General features: G+C 39.7%; 1 protein-coding gene. It reads right to left on the bottom strand.

Annotated features, from left to right (window positions below):
• Window positions 1-630 (bottom strand): ATP-binding protein (locus ACS8FC_RS18640; RefSeq protein WP_439297886.1); only part of this gene is annotated, 630 nt, incomplete at both ends.

Genomic DNA, 630 nt, shown 5'->3' with positions numbered 1-630 from the left:
AAAAGTGCGTTGAAATATACACTAGGTACATTAGCCTGATCATTCTTAATATGGAAAGCGGCTTCCACGAACCTTGTCGATAACTCTCTTTCATCGCACCAACTTTCTAGAAATCGAGTCAACCATAAAACACGGCGCTTATCTGACTGACTACCATAGCGCATCAAGTACCAAATATTAAAAAATCGCTCTTTAATCATATAGAGATGATTCTTAGTGCTCGTATCAATCTTATCTACTATCCATTGTTGCTGTAGCTTCACTAATTGCGCAGATACGGTCTTGCTTGGCAAGCGGGTTTGTTCTGCGATTTCTTTAGTACTCATCGCATCCCAGTTCATCGCTATGGTATGTACAATCGCTTTTTGCTGACGTGATAAGTCATCCATTCGATGTTTATATAAAGGTGTCGTTTTATCAATGGTTTCTTCTAAATAAGCATAACTACTCTCTTTTGCTCCTTCCATGATAATTTGAAATAGCAAAACAATAGTACGCGGTACACCATCCGTTAAACGTCTGACCGCTTCTATGCGTTCAGGGTGCTCGATAATGATTTCTTCAATTGTTTTAATTGCTTCTTGACCAGTTTGTTTCGCCAGAGAGCGTAGCAGCTCGTGCATTTCTGCT

It is taken from the genome of Psychrobacter sp. 1Y4 (assembly GCF_051847555.1).
Note: the sequence above shows the minus strand (reverse complement) of the source record. Positions and strands in the feature narration are given on the sequence as shown.